Raw genomic sequence first — 19,162 nt, forward strand, 5'->3', positions numbered from 1 at the left:
TTTGGAGGATTTTTTTGTTTGGTGCACAGTTGCGCTTGAAATTAAAGAGGAAGTATTTTGGAAAGCACCATTCCCAAATTTAAATCGAATTATTGAAAATACAATCGCAGTTAAAGGATGGATGAATCACCCTAAAACGATATAAAGGCGGTGAGAATAGTGGCAAAAAGCCCAGAAGCAAAAATAACTGTCAAAATGTTTAACGATGATTTCAAAAAAAGTTCTAAAGAGCTACAAGCTGAAACATCTAAGTTAAACCGTGATTTTAAATTACAGCAAGAACAAATGAAACTAACTTCTTCTGAGAGTGAAAAACTAGAAGCAAAGTTGCAGTTTCTAATCCAAAAGCAAGATATTGCAAGACGTTCAGTGGAGCAAGCTGAAACTGCATACGAACAAGCGAAACAACTATTTGGGGAAAATTCCGATGCTGCTCAACAAATGGCCAAAAATCTAACGAATGCCCAAATAGAAGAGCAAAAACTTGCTAATCAAATCATCCAAACAAACCAAAGTTTAGAAAAACAAAAACTTAGTACTCTTGATTTAAAAGCTGAAGTTTCTAAGTTGGATGCAGCCTTTCAATTACAACAAGAACAAATGAAACTAACTGCTTCCGAAACGGATCGATTAGAATCTAGCATACAGTTTCTAACCCAAAAGCAAGATTTAATGAAACGTTCGATTGAACAAACGGAATCAGCCTATCGCCAAGCTAGCGAATCATTTGGAGAAAATTCAAAAGTTGCTCAAGATCTTGCTCAAAAGTTAGCAAGTGTTAGAGTTGATGAACAAAAACTTGCCAATGAAATTGCACAAACAAATCAGAAGCTCGCCGAACAAAGGGGAGAGGCAGATAAAACTGCGTCAAAACTTGATAAATTAAAGCGAGGTTTAAGAGAATTAAAGGATGCTTCTAAAGATGCTGCAAAAGAAATAGGTTCTGGGTTAGCTGCAGGAAGTGCAACTATTACTGCAGGTGTTGCAGGACTTACAACAGGGATGGCCGATACCAATAAGGATCTATCTATGTTAGAAGTCCAAATAGGCAAGGTTGGATTAGCCTTAGACGATATTTCTGGAGCCCGTGTTGCCTTTGACTCTGTAGGTCAAGAAACCGATCAAGTAACTGAAGCGATGGGGAACTTAATACAAGCCGGATACAAAACAAAAGATCAAATAACCGGAATATCAAAGGCGATTTCAGGAGCAATTGTAAGCTATGGGGATACTTTTACGGCTGAAGGATTAGCAGAAAGTATTACAACAACTACTCAACTCGGGGAGGCTACTGGACAACTAACCGATCTACTCGAGAAAAGTGGTGAACCTGTAGACGATTTTAATAAAAAAATGCAATCTTTTTCATCTACTGAGGAACGCGCGAATTACATTTCTCAACTGTTAGCTGACCAGGGATTAACTGCAAGTTATGAAAAATACTCGGAAAATAACCAGGCAATAGTTGAAGCATCAGCATCTCAGATTGCTTTTACGGATGAACTGAATAAATTATCCGAAACACTTACACCGTTAGTAACAAAAGTAACTGAAATTATAACAAAAATTGTAGAATGGGCGAATGAAAATCCAGAACTAGTAACTACTATAACAATTGTTGCAGGTGTGATAACTACACTCGTAGCGGTATGTATGGCATTAGCCCCTATATTTGTTACTTTAAGTGGGGTTGCTGCTGCACTGGGTGTAACTATCGGTACAGTGGCAGCTCCTGTACTTATTGTAATTGGCGTCATAACAGCCTTAATAGCGATTGGTGTTTTGCTTTACCAAAATTGGGATACCATTGTAGAAAAGGCGGGTCAATTAAAAGATTGGCTTCTAGAAAAATGGGAACAAATAAAGACTACAGTTACAAATAAAATTAAAGAACTAATAATAGCGGGAATGTTAAAATTTACAGAATTTTACACATCCACACGAGATAAATTTATTTCAATAAAAAATGCTATTACAACTTATATAACGGAAGCAAAGGAAAAAGCGTTGAATAAAGTTGTTGAATTGAAGGATGGATTTGTAAATAAGGCAACAGATATAGTGAATAAAGCACGAGATAAATTTAATGAAGTCAAGAAGTTTATTACTGATCCGATAGAGAAAGCAAAAGATACGGTATCGGGTATTGTAGACGACATTAAGGGATTTTTTGATGGACTAAAATTGAAAATTCCTGATATTGATTTACCTAGTCTACCTAAATTTACTTTAGAAACTTCATCAAAAACAATTATGGGTAAGAAAATAACTTATCCGACTGGGTTCGACATTAAATGGAATGCCCTAGGTGCTGTCTTTACAAAGCCTACTATCGCAGGTATTAACAATGGAGTCTTACAAGGTTTTGGAGAAGCTGGACCAGAAGCAGCATTACCACTAACCGAAAAAGTTTTAGGAGCTATAGGAAAAGGCATTGCCTCAACAATGAATATGGGTCCACAAGTTATTCAGTTAGTAACTGCCGATAGCCGTGTACTGGCAGAATGGATTGCTGATGATGTTACAGAAATCCAATCGTTCAAAGAAAATAGGGCTCTCTCATTTAGAAAGTAGGTGAAAAAATTGCAAGGTTTATATTCTTTTAGTTTCGGCGGAATTAAAAAAGATTGGATTTATCTAGAGGACGATAGTACTGAACGTTCAGCATGGGCTCCCATTTCAAGAAATTTACTAACTATTCCAGGTAAACCCGGAGCTTATCTGCAAAGTACCACCACGAATGTGAGACCAATTAGACAAAAAATTTTCTACGATGGTGAATCACGTGAGGATTTACGTAAACTTGAAGAGGAATTGGCCGAATGGTTAATTACAGAAGAACCTCAAGAATTGATATTTGATGATGAGCCAGATCGTGTTTATTATGCCCTTGTGGATGGTAGTTTTGATATTTCGGAATTTCTTGAAATAGGAGAAGGTACTATTTCTTTTATCTGTCCGGACCCTTATAAATATAGCGATGAAAGAATAATTAACTTTCCATCCGATAGCGTTTCGTTTAGAAGTGAAGGTACAGCAGAAGCTGATCCAATATTTGAATTAGAAGTTTTACGACCAGTAACATTTGCTATGGTTCAAAATCAAGATAATGAATATATGTTAATCGGTGCCCCTGCAGATGTGAATACGCAAATTGTGGACACCAAAACTCTATTGTTAGAAGAAACGGGGACGACCATTGGTGAATGGACAACGGCTACAAGTGATATGGAAGGTGGCTCACAAGGTACAATTGGCTATGATGGTGCGGGTATAACTGCTCCATCATATGGAACAGGTACAGGGTTTCATGGCCCATCTGTCTACAAAGAGGTGCCTTTAACCGGTGATTTCGAAATTGAATTACGTGGTCAATTATATACGGATAATGTAAACCAAACGGGAAGGTTTGGTTTTTATTTATTTGATGATGAAATGAGAGAAATTGCAATAATGACTGCAGTTGATAATTCGATTTATGTTGAGAGGAAATTGGCTGAGGGTCGTATTGGACCGTTTATTGGCGATTTCAAAAATTACCTAATTAGTTCCCGTAATTACCAAAAAGAATGGGATAACTTTCCGGCTTATATGCGTTTACAACGTATCGGAGACAAATATACATTTTATGTAGCTCGTGTCTTAGGTGACGGAAAACATATGGACCCTTTAACAGCTAGCTGGACAGTGACAGAGGATAAATTTAGAGGGAAATTAAAATATGTCGGTATTTTCATAGACAAATATGGAACTACAGCTTCACCGCATACGAATCGTATTGATTATATAAAAGCGTACGCTCTTACTGAACAAAAAATTGAACAAATACCGTTTATTGCCTATACAGGGGATGTTATTACATTTGATCATACTACTTGTGACATTTTAATTAATGGGGAAAGTCGCATGGATTTAAAAGACTTTGGCGCTAATTTCTTTAAATTGAAGAAGGGCACAAATGAATTATATGTATTACCTGATATGTCATTAAGAACAAAGGTTAGATTTAAGGAGAGATATAAATGATACACATAACAGATGGAGAAACAGGCAAGATACTCTCTTTTATCCCTTTGGGGGATTTTTGGAATGATATACACTCAAAATCTTTAAAAGATAATCAAGAAACCTATGATTTTACAACATTTGCGGATAGGAAATACTCTGAATTTTTAACAGATCGAAATCGAGTTGTTATTCCAGATGAAGATAACAATTTCATAGAGTTAATTATAGAAAACTCACGTGAATATCGTTCAAATAATGCTCTATATACACAAGTTTATACAACAGCTTCCTACCTTCAATTAAAAAAGGCAAAGGTAATAGAACCGCAAACTTTTAAAGACCAAACAATTTCTACTATAATGGCACATACTTTAGCAGGCACTGAATTCCAGGCAGGTATTTTAGAGGGTATGGGTACTAGAACATTTGTTGTGGAGGACTATACCAATCCTTATGCCTTTATAAATACAATAGCGAATGAGTTTAGCTTAGAAAAAAGATTTCGTATTGTTGTTAATAACAATAAAGTGGTAGCCAGATATGTGGATTTGTTAAAACGTGAAGGTGAATGGAGAGGGCGAGAAGTAGAGTTTGGAAAAGATTTAATTGGTATTGAACGCAAAGAAGATAATTCAAATATCGTTACTGCTCTGTTAGGGATTGGACCGGAAAAAGAAGATGGTACAAGGTTAACTGCACTTGTCACAGATGATGAAGCACTTCAACGATGGGGAAGACCTGACCCTGATACTGGTAAACTTATGCATCTCATTGAACCTTATGAACCAACTACTTCAAACAGTGACATGACATTAGACGAATTAACTCAATACACTCGTACAGAGTTAGATAAACGAATTAATACAATTGTAGAGTATAGTGGTGAAGTTGCTGATTTAGAACATATACCAGGTCTTGAAAATAAAAAGATTCGTTTTGGTGACACTATAAAAATTAAGGATACAAAATTTAAACCACCTCTATATCTTGAAGCTCGAGTTCATACTATGGAACGTTCCTTGAGTGATAAATCTCAGAAGAAAGTTACTTTAGGAGATTTTATTGAATATACAGAAGAAGATGTTAAAGCAATTTGGAAATCGTTACAATCTGAAATTAATAAGAAGTTAACTTACATTTGGGTACGTTATTCTCAATATCCAGACGGGAGTGGCATGACAGAGGACTCTACAAATGCGAGCTATATGGGGGTTGCAATTACTAAAACAGATGCAGCGCCTGAAAACCCCGAAGATTATACTTGGACTTTAATTAAAGGAGAAAAAGGAGAGGATGGCACCTCTTCTTATACTCATATTGCTTATGCTGACAACGAAACGGGAACAGTCGGATTTACTTTCACGAATACGTTAAGTAAAGCGTATATCGGAATGTATGTCGATTCTAACCCGGTAGCATCTACTGATCCAACTAAATATAAGTGGACTTTAGTTAAAGGTGCCGATGGGTCACAAGGTATTCCTGGACCCCCTGGGGAAGATGGGCGCACACCATATTTCCATGTAGCCTATGCAAACAATGCAACGGGAACAGTAGGTTTTAGTACAACAGATAGTACAAACAAACTCTATATCGGGCAGTATACAGACTTTATAAGTGCAGATAGTACAGACCCAACCAAGTACAAGTGGACGTTAATAAAAGGTGAAAAAGGAGACCCAGGTCCACAGGGTATTCAGGGGCCACCAGGAGAGGACGGTCAAACGCTTTATACCTGGATAAAATACGCTGATACGCCGACAAGTGGCATGTCAAACTTACCTAATGGTAAAAAGTACATGGGTATTGCTTACAATAAGACAACGCCGACAGAATCGGACGACTACGCTGATTATCTTTGGGCCAAAATCGAAGGTGACCAAGGTGTACCGGGACCTCCAGGAGAGGATGGTACTCCAACTTACACATGGCTAAAATATGCTGATGATGATAAAGGTAATGGGATGTCGGATTCACCTGACGGAAAAAGATATTTAGGACTAGCCTATAACAAGACTACAGCGACAGAAAGCACAAACCCAGCGGACTATAGTTGGTCACCTTTGTACGATAATGTTCAGGTTGGCGGAAAGAATATGTTCGTTAGAACGGATTTTAAAGACGGCATAGGTTGGACGCCATGGTCTAATAGAGGGACAATTGGCACAACGACAATAGACGGATTCCCCAACGCCTTACTCGTTCACACTAGAGGGTTGGCGGTAACGGCTGGTACATCTATCGGTTTTTATCAATCGAGCGCATCGTTATACGGTTTCAATGTGAAAGGCGGACAAGATTATACAGTTAGTTATTATATGCGTGGCGGTGGTTTTGGAAGTTGGTCATATTGTTATTTAATTTATAACGATGGTGGAAGTAACCAACGAATGGATACAATTCAATTTGCCGATTGTCCAAAAGTTGTAATGGATGGCTATGAATATTATAAAATAACGCATCACTTTAAGGCCAACCGAGATGGTACAGGCGTTAGGTTTTTAGTAGGTAGTAGTGCGAATGCTGATTTTGGCGCCGACGTAACAACACCTTATATGTATGTTACTCAACTTCAAATGGAAGAAGGAAATGTTGCTACTCCGTGGGATATTTCCCCTAAAGACGTGGAAAGGAACATTGCACAAGCCGAACAAAACGCAAAAGATGCTTCTGTTGGACTAGGTAACTTATATAACGGTTTTAAAGTAACAAAAGAGGAAGGTATGGAAATAATGCTTTCCAATGGTTTGGTTAGAACCATTGCAAACGCTACAGGTGGTTTTAAGATTCAAAAAAGAGCAACTACTTCCTCGCCTTGGTTAGACATGTTTTACGCTGATACAAACGGCAAGATTTATGCATTAAACGCGGTTATTGAGGGAGAAGTCCGAGGGGTAACGGGAACATTTGGTGAGGTTAGTGTAAAAGATGGTGACTTTATTCTTAAAGATAATAATAGTAATTTAGGTTATTCCATCGCTTCTAAAACTAACCATGTTCAAGATCATTCCTTTGAATTAGTAGAACAACATGATGCACTGCCTAATAGTACGGATTTACAGTACAGCTGGGACGATATGTACTTTGGATTTTATCCGAATACACCTTGGTACATTACCAGAGGAACGCCGAAATTAGCCGTTAGTTTTGGACCGAGTGGGAAAGGATCTATGCCGATTTTTGGCTCTAAAGGGGTTTGTGTACGATCTACGGATGCCATGGCACAACAAATACACACCCTATCTCCTTCTACAGTATATACGCTATCTTTTTACGCAAAAAGGCAATGGAATGTATCTGCTGGGGCTGTACCGAAAGTGGATATTTATCATGTAGATGCAGCAGGTACAAGATTATCGTTAGTTGCTAGTAAAACGTTCACTGCTGTTGCAAGTGATTATTCGGTGGAACGATATGGTCTTACATTTACAACTCCAGTGTTTGCTGATAATACAGAAGGAATTGAAATTGTACTTAGTGGAGCAAATGCAAACTGGGCACAGATAGATGGAGTTCAATTAATCGAAAACGATAAACCAGGTCTATACGATGAAGAAGCCAACGTGTGGAAAGTAGCGAATGGTCAATACGATGTTCTCAATAAACAAAGGGTGTTGTGGAATGGGGTGGCCTTTATGAATGCTTCAACGGTCATCACACCCGATGTACCATTACAAAAATGTCCGAACGGTTGGATATTAGTGTGGAGCGCTTATTCATCAGGTGCAGCAAACAACTGGAATTACGTTTATACCTATATTCCAAAGAGTAGATTAGGAAATCACACATTGTTTATGGTTCCGGTTGATGAAGCAGATAGTAATGCATTTACGATTAAAGCATTAAGTATTACACATAACACAATTACTGGTGTAGCAAATAACCAAAGTGGAATTAATGCACAACAAGCAGTATTAAGACAAGTATTAATGTATTAGGTGGTGGAGATATGAAACTATATTTGCTTGTAAATCCCCAAGATAATAAAGTACTAGGTTGCAGTACTACTAGCCCATTCATTCAAAATAATGTTGAAATTGAAGTTGAGGATGATCATGATGTATTAGATCATCCTTCAAATTATGTTTTTGTCGATGGAGAAATAATTTTAGATGAAGTATATCGACAACAACAAATTGAAGCCGAAGAATTGTTAAAAAACAAGCCAAAACCGGAACAGGAAATAGCAGATATGTGGTATGCCATTATGACGGGAAGTGTTAAGAATGCTTAATTTTACTAAGATAAAATACTTCTACATAGCAAAGCTATGGACGAAAGAACAAGTTGGTGATGCGGTAAAAGCCAATGTTATTACTGCGGAAGAATATGAACAAATTGTAAAAGAACCTTATACAGGTAGTATTTAACAAGCCTTTCACAATTGTGGAGGGTTTTTATTATGCAACAAGGACGGTGCCTAAATGATTCAAACAATTAATGATTGGTTGCCAATTGTAGGAGCTCTCTGTGGAGGTCTCTTGTTTATTTGGCGGATTACGTACAACTTAAATAAAAACATCCTTTTACTCAATGAAAATATCAAAGAATTAAATTCCACAACAAAAGAATCTAAAAAGAAAATCAACGATCACGAGATTCGTATTGTTGTCCTTGAAACAGTAACAGGTGTAAGAACAAAGGAGGAACATAAATATGAAAATTAATTGGAAGGTAAGATTACAAAGTAAAACATTTTTAGTTTCGGCATTTGCATTGGTATTATTACTGGTTCAACAAGTAGCAGACTTATTTGGATACGGATTATCAGCAGCGGTTAGCGAACAGGCTACCGCTATTTTTAATACTGTTTTATCAATTTTAGTGCTAATCGGTATTGTACAAGACCCTACTACAAGTGGATTAGGAGATAGTGAACAAGCTCTTGGTTACAACAAACCTAGAGACGATTTAGAGGAAGGTGAAAAATAATGGGACCAGTAGTGAAATTTCAACTCGATCCAGGGCATGGTGGAATTGACCCCGGTGCCGTAAAATTTGGACTCCAAGAAGATGACGTGAATTTAAAAGTAGCAAAATATGCAAAAGCAGAACTTGAGCAATATGAAAATGCAGAGGTACGTCTAACACGTACAACAGATACCACAGTAGATTTAAGCAAACGTGATGATTTAGCTGACAACTGGAGAGCTGATTACTTCGCTTCATATCATGTAAATTCAGGTGGTGGAGAAGGGTTTGAAACCTTTATTTATGATGGACCTGTTCAAAAAGAAACGAAAGCACTTCAAAACGCAGTGCATGATGAAGTATTAAAAGCTATCAAGCAATTTTATCCTGGTGTAAAAGATCGAGGCAAAAAACGGGCTAATTTATCAGTGTTAAGAGAAACGGAAATGCCTGCAGTATTAATCGAAAATTTATTTATAGATAATAAAGAAGAGAATGCATTATTAAAAGATGAAGCATTTTTAAAAGCAATAGGGGTAGCTAGTGCTACAGGGTTGGCCAAACAAGCGAAATTAAAGAAAAAAGTACAAGTTGCAAAAGCGACCGTAAAACGTAAACGTCACAATGTCCGTGTTTATTGGTTCCCATCCGCAACAAATTCAGGATTAGTAGCTTTGAAAAAGTATTTAGATAGCAAGAAATTAGACTACAAAGTCATGTGTACAAACGGGAAGTACATGCTTGAATCCTATTGGTACCCACAAGATTCTAAAGGGAAATATGAGTTAGAACAATGGTTATTGAAAAAAGGATTTAATTACGATATTCAGTTAGAAAAATAAAAAACAAAGACCAGGTATTCATTTAATTGTGAGCCTGGTCTTTTTTGTTTTCTATCACCTAATAGTCTATTAAGGACACATTTCTCAGATATAAGCATATGATATTACGAAGTATTTAGGAAAGGGCTGAATAGATGTATTATTATCCGTATGGTTATCCATACCATAACATGTACTACTGTAATTCTAGGATAAATAATTTTGGTGGAGAAATACATTACTATCCCTATAACAATGACATAATGGGAAGAAATCGTTTAAATTATTATCACCTCTTTAGTAATAGAACTAGTAATAGAATAGCTTTAAAAGACTATGGTAAAAATCCTTTTGTTATTAATATTAATGAAGCATCAGAGCAAAATAATAATTATCGTACTGTTTTATGGACGGGGGACCATTTACAGGTTGCATTAATGAGCTTGAATCCAGGAGAAGATATTGGACTAGAAATACATCCCGATGTTGACCAATTTTTACGTATTGAACAGGGGCAAGGAATTGTCCAAATGGGCAAAAGTAAAGATAACTTACCATTTAAAAGAAATGTATACGAAGATTCAGCTATAATGGTACCTGCAAAAACTTGGCATAACATAACAAACATAGGTAATACGCCACTAAAACTTTATACAATTTATGCTCCGCCTAATCATCCATTTGGAACTGTGCATACCACAAAAGCAGAAGCAATTGAATCTGAACATTAAAAATGGTAAATCAAAATTAAAACCGCCTTTCCAATGTTGATATGCCCCGTAAAAGTTAGACACCAATCTAACTTTTACGGGGTGTTTTTTATGACTAAAATTACAAAAGATGAAAAAATACGAATATTATTACGTTATGTAAATGGACAAGAAAGTGTAAAACAAATTGCTAGAGAAGAAGGTGTAATCGTATCTGAATTAACTTCTTGGATTCGTTTATACGAACAACATGGTGTGGAAGCCTTTATGAAATCATATACAAGTTACTCTGCAGAGTTTAAAATGGATGTACTTAATTATATGAATGAAACGGGTACGTCCTCTATTGATGCAGCTGCTATTTTCAATATTTCATCTTCAAAATTAGTTCGAAAATGGCGTAATCAATTTGAAACAGGTGGATTTGATGCCCTCAATTCAAAGAAAAAGGGGCGTCCATCCATGAATAAATTAAACAAGAAGACATCGAAATCGGTTCCAGCTGATGGTTCTGTAGAGGCACTTGAAGCACGCATTAAACAGCTAGAAATGGAGAATGCGTATTTAAAAAAGTTGAATGCTTTAGTTCAGGGACAGGAAAAATTACAAATAAAATCAAAGCGCAAGTAATTTTTGAACTAAAGCACATTTATGATGTCGTAGAATTAGTTAAAGTCGCAAATATTCCTCGAAGCACTTATTATTATTGGGAAAAGCGAATGAATCGTGAAGATAAATATGCCGAAGTTAAGGAGGCAATTCAATCAATATATCACGAACACAAGGGGCGTTATGGTTATCGTCGTATTGCGAGTGAATTGAAAAAATACGGATTCCAACATGATCCAAAAACAATCAACCGTTTCATGAATGAATTGGGATTAAAATGTCTGGTAAGAATGAAGAAATATCGTTCTTATAAAGGACAAGTTGGTCGAATTGCACCAAATCTATTAGAACGAGATTTCAAAGCAGAGAAAATGAATGAAAAGTGGGTAACTGATGTAACAGAATTTCATTTATTTGGTGAAAAACGCTACCTATCTCCTGTGATGGATTTATGTAATGGTGAAATTATCGCTTATATACTGATGAAAAGACCTGTATATAAACTTGTATCAGATATGCTTGATCAGGCGTTAACACGTCTTCAAATAGGAGATGAAGTGATCCTACATTCAGATCAAGGATGGCATTATCAGATGAAACAATATCAGAAAACACTCCAAAAACACGGTATCAAGCAAAGTATGTCCCGCAAAGGGAATTGTCTTGATAACGCAGCAATGGAGAGTTTCTTTGGCATCTTAAAATCTGAACTATTATACTTGCAAGAGTTTAATAGTATCGAACATTTTGAAGAAGAATTAAGGTTATATATTGAGTACTATAATTACAAACGAATGAAGGCAAAATTAAAAGACCTAAGCCCGGTAGAATACCGAACAAAGGTCTTGGAAGCCGCCTAACAAAATATGTCTAACTTTTTTGGGTCAGTTCATGTAGAGGGCGGTTTTTTCGTTTATTCGGATAGTCCTTCAATTCTTTTTTCAATTAATATTTTCAACTCTTTCAATTCCTCTATATCACCGTATTTATTAATAAAGGTTCTAGCTGAACTCTTCGCACTTTGCTTTCGCGCTTTTTCCCTGTTTCTTTCCCTATAAGCTTGAGTTGCTCTTTTTTGAGCTTCAGATGTCTTTTTTTCAGTCATTTTTTATCCCTCATTTTCTTAAGATATAAAATTGAGTTAAACATTACTAAAATTAAACAAATCGAATAAATAACAATCATGGAGTAATCGAAGAATTTTGGATCGTTCCAGTTAACCATTTCAATCAAAACATACAATGCAAATGCAAAAGCAATACCATAACTTATATTTTTCATAATTAAATGGATATGATAAGATAAGGGTGAAGGAGGGGTTAACCTCCTTCGGGGTTCTTATTTGCGACGTTTCTTCTTTGCGGGAGGGCGTCGCTTTTCTTCTTTCTTACTTTGTCTAATATCTTTGATGTTCTTTGCTGAACTTGTCAGTAAGTGAATCACCGTTGATATTGAGATTAAGTAAGTTAAAACCTTATCATAATCCACTTTGTTCACCTCCTTTCTATATTTTAATTATATACCATGGTTTATAAAATGTCAACAATTTCCAGTTAAAAATATTAAAAAAACCAAAGTTTTTATTACCAAAAATCGGTGTCCTTGGTTTTTGTTAATCACTATAAATTATGGATGTTGAATTTTGGAATTATTTGAAATTATAAGTTATAATTGTATAAAATTTTGTTATTTTGTGAGGATTAAATATGTACCACATTTATTGTGATGAAAACAGACCAGAAATGATAGGGCAAGATAGACCCGTTGATAGATATTCAGTTTTAGGTGGAGTGTGGATAGATAAAAGTAATATTAGGAAAATCAAAAAAGATATACAAAGATTACGAGTTAAGCATAATCTATTTGGTGAAATTAAATGGAAAAATGTATCCCCTTCTAAAGTTGAGTTCTATTTAGATTTAATCAATATATTTTTTGAAAATAAGGCAATTAGGTTTCGATGTATAGTTATCGACTCGGCTAAAGTTAATCTACAAAAATATCATGATTCTGATCAGGAATTAGGATTTTATAAATTTTATTACCAATTAATCTTTCATTGGTTAGATTGGAATAAAGAGTACTCAATTTTCCTAGACTATAAGAAGAATAAAGAACGTGATCGATTAAGTACATTGGATAATGTTTTAAATCGAGCTTCTTTAGCATATGTAGAAAATGTTCAAGCTATAGAATCTAAGCAATCTGTATTAATTCAGTTAGTCGATGTTTTGATGGGTGCCGTTGGTTATAAATTTAATGGATACGAAACTAGTTCCGCAAAATTGGCTGTCATTAGCAGAATAGAAGAACATATCGGCCATGTTCTTAAACCAACAATTAAAAATCAAAGTAAATTTAATGTTTTTAAAATAAATTTATGACAATATATAAAGATTTACTCATCCTTCATTCAGAGGCCGAATATAAAAAAGTATATGAAGAAGAGTACTGTAATCAAGAAATAGTAACGCACGACGGCATATTGGTTAGATTTTACCCTGAAAGATTCGAGCATGCTTTTTTTACAAGTTCTAACCGGAAAAAAGCTGATAAATCAATCTTTAGCACTGAACGAGCACAAAGGATTAGGTGGATTAGAGATATTTTGCTCGATAGTTCGATTCCTGTATTTAGTGGATATGATAAGAAAAAAAAGAAGTACGATTCCAATAGAAGAGTAAGCTTAGTGACTCCAGATAATTATGTTGTAGTAATAAGATTAAATGCTAAAAAAGCTAATACTGCAACATTTGTTACCGCATTTTTATGTGACAATGAAGAGGTAGTTGAAAAGATTAAGTCAAGTCCAGTTGGAAGTTTAAGTGATATATGCTTGACAAAGGAAACTGAAATAACTTAATATGAAAATAACATTAGTCCTTTACTTATAGTAGCAGGACCTACAAAGGTTTGGCTCGCTGAACCGGAATCAGCGTGCAGAAAAAAACCACTCACAGATTAGTGGTTTTTTTTCGTATTTGAAAATTTAAACCAAAAGTATAATTAAATTAGCTAACTTAACTAATTCACTACTTAAATTAATTAATCCAGGTATTTTACTACCTGGATTTTTTATTGCCAAAAGAGGAACAACTGTTCTATAATTAGCGTAAAATAAGAACTAACGTTCTGTAAAAGGAGTGGTATTAATGAAAGGACAGTTATTAAAAGCAATGCAACGCAATCAGTTAGTTGATATGATGTACATTGCTAAAAATGGCGAAATCACTAAAAGACGTATTAAAGTAACGAAAGTATCTGATGATAAATTTAATGCTTATTGCTTTTTGAAACATGCTAATCGAGTATTTTGTATCGATAATGTTCTAGCATTAGTACCAGTTATCCGGAAAGAGCGTGAAGTAATTTGATTGACTTTAATGCTGCTGAATTAATTCATAAACAAATCATCCTTGATTTAACTAAACGAACTTTAGAGCGCGATCTAAAACATTTAAATGATATTAAAATAAATCGTCCATTAGCTATGTGGATGGGGCAACAAATTACTGTAGTTCAAAATGAATTAAGAGAAGTGAGATCCCAACTAGGTAAGAGTGGTATTAAAGTACAAGCGGAAATTCGAATTGATAAAGACATCACAGAATATGTGATTATGGATAAGGGGACTGAACATCATAGTAGATACATGAATATTGCACTAAAAAATAAGGTTGATGATGAGATAAAGCGATTATTAAACGTGTAATAAAAAAAGCCACTCAATGAGTGACTCTTTCTATTGTTTAATCTGTTGTTTGTTGTGTTAATCCTAAATTCTCTTCAATAGATAGTCTATTTGCCATAGCCTGCATTAATTCTACATCACCAGAAGAAATTATTGATTTAATTTCTTCAACTTTAGATGGTTTTAAATTACCTTCATCAAACATTTCTGCGGCGCTTCTACTTGCTATTGCACGATAATCTGCAGATTCAATTAACTTTTCTTTATAGCTTTCTAATAACTTTTTATTCTCTTTTGATAAATTTTCTCCTTCAAATTCCGCTATATTATCGCTTAGCACATTATAGTTTGTCTCAATAAAAGTCATATTTCGATACGCTGTGTACACGTCTACTGAACCATCTGATACACCATTAAATGTTGTTACCCATAAATCATTCCAAATTCTATCATATTCAGCCTGAAAGTCATCAATCGCTGGTAACACTTCAGTTTGATAATAAGTCACCTCGTCTTGCGAAGGTTTTTCTGTAGATTCTTCTTCTTTCGGTTCCTCAGTTTTTTCTGATGTTTCAGCTACTTCTTTAGTTTCACTTTCCACAGCTTGTTTTGTAGTATTCTTCGAATCTGGTGATGGAATAAACAATGCAATTATAAATACTACAAAAGATAGAGCTAATACAAGTCCACCTTTCATTTTTTTCTTTCTAATTAATCCTAGAATTAATAAAATGATTCCTACTATTATTCCTAAAAATCCTATTACACCTAAAAAAGCACTCAAATTTTTCACCTCATTATTATTTTGTACATAAATAACTATAAAGGTAATTCATAACAATATCACATATTTTTTTACTATATCATCACAAAAATGATGATGTTTTGATGATACCACCTCAATTGTAGGTATACATTTGTATAAAAAAGCGAATACCTACAGAGCAAAAGTATAACGAGAATCTAACATTATATAACTAGATATTAGAATATATATTTCATGTGTGAAAGAACGTAATACATACGATAATTGAATATCATCTGGTAAGTACTTTTATGTACCCCACTGTACCCCAGTTTAAAAAGTTCGGTACCCCAATTTACCCACCATAGATAAATACTATTAACCACTCTTAAATAAAGCTAAAATATGGTAATATACTGAAAATAGGCGTAATTGCTGGATTTTTAGAATTTGAAATACACCTAAATACAATGATATCTTAAGAATTTCTTCAGAATTATACTTACTGCTTTTTAAGAAACGATGGCTAATATAAAACTATAAGAAAAAGATGAGGTGAGGGCAATGGAGAAGTTAACCGTGCTCGTTACAGATGATGATAAAGATATTCGTGATGGAATTGAAATTTATTTAACAAATGAAGGCTACAATGTTTTAAAGGCGGCAGATGGAGTCGAAGCATTGAAACTGTTGGAAGAACATGAAGTGCATTTAATTATTCTCGATATTATGATGCCGAATATGGATGGGATTTCCGCAACATTTAAAATTCGCGCCGAGCGAAACATCCCGATTATTATGTTAAGTGCAAAAGCCGAAGATACTGATAAGATTCATGGATTATCAGTAGGGGCAGATGATTATATTACAAAACCTTTTCACCCAATGGAGCTTCTTGCCCGGGTGAAATCCCAATTAAGACGTTACGTTCAACTAGGTACGTACAATGCCCAGTCTACAAAATATGAATCGAACGGTTTAACCCTTGATGTCGAAGCAAAGGAAGTACGATTAGATGGGGAACTTGTTAAACTGACACCAATCGAATATAAAATTACGGAACTTCTATTAAAAAATGCTGGACGAGTATTTTCGATTCGAGAAATTTATGAACTTGTTTGGAATGAAGAAGCTTATAATGCTGAGAATGTTGTAGCAGTGCACATTCGAAAAATTCGCGAGAAAATTGAAGCTGATCCGAAAAATCCAAGATTTTTAAAGGTTGTGTGGGGAATTGGATATAAAATTGAAAAACAAAATTGAAAAAAGTGTGACGACTATTAGTTTTATCGCAAGTATTATTGGTATGTTCATAATCGGAATGAAGACTTGGCAATTTATTAATGAACATATCGGTGAGGCGATTCGATTTTTTGAGAGATTATTTTAGAGGAGGATCCATTGATGAAAAATAAAGGGAAATTACTCCTCACTCTTTTTCTTATTACGTGGGCAGTATTTTCTATAGTGCTCTTTGTAAAGCAAGCCCCTAATTATTTAGTAAAATCTTATTTTCAATCGGATACTTTCCAATCTACGAAGGAAAGTTTTATTGACCAATTAGGCCACTACGTTTTAATGCCCTTTGATGCTGAAAAGGCAAAGGAAACAATCAATGTTACGCAAGGAGAAATCGAAGAGTATCGATATCGTTATGGCTCTTTAACGGAACAAGTTGAAAGTATTCAATCTCAATATAGAGGGCGGATAATGGAGGCAGAGGAGAGCAAAGATTCAACATTAAAAGAGCTATTAATAGAGGAGCGTGATAAAAAAATTGCAGATATTAAAGCGAACTTTGAAAGTGATGATTATGTTAAAGAGAAAATTCGAAAACAAAAGGAACAATTAATCGATGAGTATGCAGCAGAGCAAGAAAAATATAAAAAGTCCTTTTTAAATGAATTTAGCTATTTTTCTTATCACTTTGTAAACATAGACAATGGAAAAAAATTTGAATCAGGAACCCAACAAAAATCTGATCTATTTACTGAAAGTTATGAAGATAAAAATCCTTTAATAGTAAATAATTCAGTTAATATAAATTCCTATGATAATAATGTTTACTCGGAAGTACAAGACACTATTCCGGAATTTCAAATTGATGGAGAATCCGCAAGATATGAAGGATCCTTTAGTATACCAAAATCTATGCTTAGTAGTTCTAATTTGGGAACTGATTATCAATATTTTAATATAGCGAAAATAACTTTTATTGTTATATGGGTCACTGGTATATTAGCAATTGTCGGATTGTTTACTTTTGCTAGACCAAAAATGGATATGTTCAGAGAATCATCCAATGTAAAAGATGCTTTCTTACGCCTTCCTATTGATGTTCGCATCATTTTAATTATTGTGGTAAGTTTTATATCCTTTGGATTAATGGAGTATATTGGTAATTCGTTAATCAATAATATCATTTACTTTAACCCAATAAATTTAATTACATCTAGTGTTGAAGAACTCATATTTCTTTTTATAGTCTTTATAAGTGTTGCTGCCATAATATTTGGCATAACATGGACTTGGGATTCGATTAAAAATGAGCCTAAGATAGAAGAGCAATTAAAAAATGCTATGCTATACAGACTTGCAGATGGGCTAAGGGATTTATTTTTAAACCGTTCCCTCGGTGTACAATCCGTAGCCATTTTAATTATTTTCTTTCTTGCCGGAATTGGTTTCGTAGGGGCATCGTATAGCGTTGAGCTACTCATGATTTATATTCTTTTACTATTCTTTATTGGATTACCAGCTGGCATTCTCTTTCTTCGTCGAATTGGGTATCTTAATCGAATTATGCGACAGACGGAAGATATGGCAAGGGGACGTTTAACAAATGATATTAAGGTGAAAGGGAAGTCACCATTAGCCAAGCATGCAGCAAATTTAAATGCATTGCGTGAAGGTGTAAAAAAATCAATGTCAGAACAAGCGAAAAGTGAACGGTTAAAAACAGAGCTTATTACGAATGTTAGCCATGATTTACGAACACCGTTAACGTCGATTATAACCTATACCGATTTATTAAAGAACCCGGATTTAACAGATGAACAACGAAAACAATATATCGATGTATTGGATAAAAAATCAGCCCGTCTTAAAACGTTAATAGAAGATTTATTTGAAGTGTCAAAAATGGCCAGTGGGAATATTGAAATAACAAAACAGAAGCTAGATTTAACTCAATTGGTGCAACAAGCAATAGGAGAACATGAAGAGGCCTTTTCCCTTTCAAATTTAGAGTTACGTATTTTAATGCCAGAGGAACCCCTCTATGCCTATGTAGATGGTCAAAAAATGTGGCGTGTTATTGATAATTTAATTGTCAACACATTGAAATACTCGTTAGAGGGAACAAGAGTATATGTTACTTTAAAACAAATTGGATCCAATATTGAGTTTTCAGTAAAAAATGTTTCAAAGTATGAATTAAATGAAAACGTTCAAGAGCTTACAGAACGCTTTAAAAGGGCGGATGCTTCCCGCCATACAGATGGTTCTGGATTAGGGTTAGCGATTGCTCAGTCGATTGTTGATTTACACAATGGCCGTCTTACTGTTGAGGTAGATGGAGATTTATTTAAAGTGACAGTAACTATTGTTGGAAATAGTTAACAGTATGCCGATAGAGGACGTCCTAACACGCATTTTAGGGCGTCCT

At 34.8% G+C, this 19,162-nt stretch carries 20 protein-coding genes; 17 read left to right on the plus strand and 3 right to left on the minus strand.

Going from position 1 to position 19,162, the window contains the following annotated elements:
* The first annotated feature begins 159 nt into the window (after positions 1-159).
* From MHH69_RS01210 to MHH69_RS01255, 10 genes are all read left to right on the plus strand, one after another.
* Positions 160-2,574, plus strand: coding sequence for a hypothetical protein (locus MHH69_RS01210; protein WP_341361530.1), 2,415 nt, complete (start codon positions 160-162; stop codon positions 2,572-2,574).
* A 9-nt stretch (positions 2,575-2,583) separates the two neighbouring features.
* The gene (locus tag MHH69_RS01215; RefSeq protein WP_341361531.1) at positions 2,584-4,026 is read left to right on the plus strand and encodes a distal tail protein Dit; all 1,443 of its coding nucleotides are present in this window, start codon (positions 2,584-2,586) and stop codon (positions 4,024-4,026) included.
* Positions 4,023-7,946 (plus strand): phage tail spike protein, encoded by a 3,924-nt coding sequence (locus tag MHH69_RS01220; RefSeq protein WP_341361532.1) that lies wholly within the window; start codon positions 4,023-4,025, stop codon positions 7,944-7,946. Before MHH69_RS01215 ends, MHH69_RS01220 begins: the two co-directional genes overlap by 4 nt.
* Before the next feature lie 11 nt (positions 7,947-7,957).
* Positions 7,958-8,242 (plus strand): hypothetical protein, encoded by a 285-nt coding sequence (locus MHH69_RS01225; protein WP_341361533.1) that lies wholly within the window; start codon positions 7,958-7,960, stop codon positions 8,240-8,242.
* Positions 8,235-8,378: an XkdX family protein gene (locus MHH69_RS01230; RefSeq protein ID WP_341361534.1), complete on the plus strand. Its 144-nt coding sequence runs from the start codon at positions 8,235-8,237 to the stop codon at positions 8,376-8,378. Before MHH69_RS01225 ends, MHH69_RS01230 begins: the two co-directional genes overlap by 8 nt.
* Before the next feature lie 54 nt (positions 8,379-8,432).
* Entirely contained in the window at positions 8,433-8,675 is a 243-nt protein-coding gene (locus MHH69_RS01235; protein ID WP_341361535.1) for a hypothetical protein, read from the plus strand.
* The gene (locus tag MHH69_RS01240; RefSeq protein ID WP_341361536.1) at positions 8,665-8,940 is read left to right on the plus strand and encodes a phage holin; all 276 of its coding nucleotides are present in this window, start codon (positions 8,665-8,667) and stop codon (positions 8,938-8,940) included. The genes MHH69_RS01235 and MHH69_RS01240 overlap by 11 nt, the downstream gene beginning before the upstream one ends.
* Entirely contained in the window at positions 8,940-9,761 is an 822-nt protein-coding gene (locus MHH69_RS01245) for an N-acetylmuramoyl-L-alanine amidase family protein (RefSeq protein WP_341361537.1), read from the plus strand. Before MHH69_RS01240 ends, MHH69_RS01245 begins: the two co-directional genes overlap by 1 nt.
* Positions 9,762-9,895: 134 nt before the next feature.
* A complete protein-coding gene (locus MHH69_RS01250; protein ID WP_341361538.1) occupies positions 9,896-10,471 on the plus strand; it encodes a cupin domain-containing protein in 576 nt (191 codons plus the stop codon).
* 90 nt (positions 10,472-10,561) lie between these two features.
* Positions 10,562-11,919, plus strand: a protein-coding gene (locus tag MHH69_RS01255; protein ID WP_341361539.1) for an IS3 family transposase whose coding sequence is annotated in 2 segments (ribosomal slippage) — positions 10,562-11,015 and positions 11,015-11,919 — 1,359 coding nt in all. Because the reading frame shifts where the segments join, the coding sequence is not laid out codon by codon here.
* Between the two features lie 53 nt (positions 11,920-11,972).
* On the opposite strand, the gene MHH69_RS01260 is transcribed toward MHH69_RS01255, so the two are convergent.
* Positions 11,973-12,164 carry a hypothetical protein gene (locus MHH69_RS01260; protein WP_341361540.1) on the minus strand — a complete coding sequence of 64 codons (192 nt, stop codon included), beginning with the start codon at positions 12,162-12,164 and terminating at the stop codon, positions 11,973-11,975.
* A gap of 233 nt (positions 12,165-12,397) precedes the next feature.
* Entirely contained in the window at positions 12,398-12,547 is a 150-nt protein-coding gene (locus MHH69_RS01265; protein ID WP_341361541.1) for a hypothetical protein, read from the minus strand.
* A gap of 218 nt (positions 12,548-12,765) precedes the next feature.
* Between MHH69_RS01265 and MHH69_RS01270 the strand changes: the two genes are divergently transcribed.
* The 4 genes from MHH69_RS01270 to MHH69_RS01285 all read left to right on the plus strand — a co-directional run bounded on the left by MHH69_RS01270 (position 12,766) and on the right by MHH69_RS01285 (position 14,771).
* On the plus strand, positions 12,766-13,443 hold the full coding sequence (locus MHH69_RS01270) for a DUF3800 domain-containing protein (RefSeq protein WP_341361542.1): 678 nt from the start codon (positions 12,766-12,768) through the stop codon (positions 13,441-13,443).
* Positions 13,440-13,922 (plus strand): hypothetical protein, encoded by a 483-nt coding sequence (locus tag MHH69_RS01275; RefSeq protein WP_341361543.1) that lies wholly within the window; start codon positions 13,440-13,442, stop codon positions 13,920-13,922. The genes MHH69_RS01270 and MHH69_RS01275 overlap by 4 nt, the downstream gene beginning before the upstream one ends.
* A 289-nt stretch (positions 13,923-14,211) precedes the next feature.
* Positions 14,212-14,433 (plus strand): transcriptional regulator, encoded by a 222-nt coding sequence (locus tag MHH69_RS01280; RefSeq protein WP_122972833.1) that lies wholly within the window; start codon positions 14,212-14,214, stop codon positions 14,431-14,433.
* Positions 14,430-14,771, plus strand: coding sequence for a hypothetical protein (locus MHH69_RS01285; RefSeq protein ID WP_341361544.1), 342 nt, complete (start codon positions 14,430-14,432; stop codon positions 14,769-14,771). Before MHH69_RS01280 ends, MHH69_RS01285 begins: the two co-directional genes overlap by 4 nt.
* A gap of 37 nt (positions 14,772-14,808) precedes the next feature.
* On the opposite strand, the gene MHH69_RS01290 is transcribed toward MHH69_RS01285, so the two are convergent.
* The gene (locus MHH69_RS01290) at positions 14,809-15,534 is read right to left on the minus strand and encodes a hypothetical protein (protein ID WP_122972831.1); all 726 of its coding nucleotides are present in this window, start codon (positions 15,532-15,534) and stop codon (positions 14,809-14,811) included.
* 525 nt (positions 15,535-16,059) lie between these two features.
* Here MHH69_RS01290 and MHH69_RS01295 point away from each other — a divergent pair.
* Genes MHH69_RS01295 through MHH69_RS01305 form a run of 3 tightly spaced genes read left to right on the plus strand, consistent with a single transcriptional unit; the run spans position 16,060 to position 19,116 of the window.
* Complete coding sequence (locus MHH69_RS01295; protein WP_122971813.1) at positions 16,060-16,758, plus strand: response regulator transcription factor; 699 nt, start codon at positions 16,060-16,062, stop codon at positions 16,756-16,758.
* A complete protein-coding gene (locus MHH69_RS01300) occupies positions 16,742-16,885 on the plus strand; it encodes a hypothetical protein (protein WP_158599689.1) in 144 nt (47 codons plus the stop codon). Before MHH69_RS01295 ends, MHH69_RS01300 begins: the two co-directional genes overlap by 17 nt.
* Before the next feature lie 14 nt (positions 16,886-16,899).
* The gene (locus MHH69_RS01305; RefSeq protein WP_341361545.1) at positions 16,900-19,116 is read left to right on the plus strand and encodes a sensor histidine kinase; all 2,217 of its coding nucleotides are present in this window, start codon (positions 16,900-16,902) and stop codon (positions 19,114-19,116) included.
* Positions 19,117-19,162: the final 46 nt, after the last annotated feature.

This window comes from Ureibacillus sp. FSL E2-3493, assembly GCF_038077515.1.
Lineage (GTDB): Bacteria > Bacillota > Bacilli > Bacillales_A > Planococcaceae > Ureibacillus > Ureibacillus halotolerans.